Origin of the sequence: Dorea sp. 210702-DFI.3.125 (genome assembly GCF_020560945.1) — a bacterium.
GTDB lineage: Bacteria > Bacillota > Clostridia > Lachnospirales > Lachnospiraceae > Dorea > Dorea formicigenerans.
Map to the genome: position 1 here is coordinate 1 of NZ_JAJCNF010000079.1, position 680 is coordinate 680.

The 680-nt window shown below is 46.6% G+C and carries 1 protein-coding gene; it reads left to right on the plus strand.

Going from position 1 to position 680, the window contains the following annotated elements:
- Positions 1-339 precede the first annotated feature (339 nt).
- Complete coding sequence (locus tag LI164_RS15605; RefSeq protein WP_005362423.1) at positions 340-564, plus strand: helix-turn-helix domain-containing protein; 225 nt, start codon at positions 340-342, stop codon at positions 562-564.
- Positions 565-680: the final 116 nt, after the last annotated feature.

A 680-nucleotide genomic window follows, 5' to 3' on the forward strand; every position in this document is an offset into this window, starting at 1 on the left:
CAAAACATGGCTCATGCCGTATAAACTGATTCTCCATCCCTATCCCCTGCCTTTGATTATGGTAATTATATAATTCAGTTATATCCGTTACACTCATGGTATCGCAGAAGCATTGTTTTGTCAAGAATAGTCCGCTATGATGATTGCAGTTGGTAATTTCGTACCAAACAGTACTTTGACAAGTGAATGACCGTCCAAAAAGGATATGACCGGCAGGAGAAGTGACGCATCCGGCGCACCAATGCAGGGAAACACCGCAGGAATGGGGCAGGAAAACGGATTTTGGGGAGAACGGCAACAGGAAGCATTTTAACCTATTTGATTTATGGGAGGAACAGAATGAACGATAAAAAGAGATTGAACAGCTACGAGGATTTACCGCTGGTTCTGGATGTGGCGGACATCCAGCGGATTATGGGAATTTCAAGAGCGAGCGCCTATGAGCTGGTACACACCCCCGGCTTTCCGGCGTTCCGCAGGGGCAGGCTTATCAAGGTCAGCAAGATTGCTTTCTTTGAATGGATGGCAAAAGGCTCCGAAACCGTACCGGGAAGTGACAAATAAGCGTGAGGTATCATTCCCTGACTGCAATACTGCCGCACTTTCCAAAGGGGCATACAGAGGGAAAACCTTAAAAATGATACCGAGACGCTACACCAAAACAGCCTATCTGCGTACAT

Coding starts and splice junctions, on each gene's coding strand:
- LI164_RS15605 (WP_005362423.1), top strand. CDS start 340: ATGAACGATAAAAAGAGATTGAACAGCTACGAGGATTTACCGCTGGTT.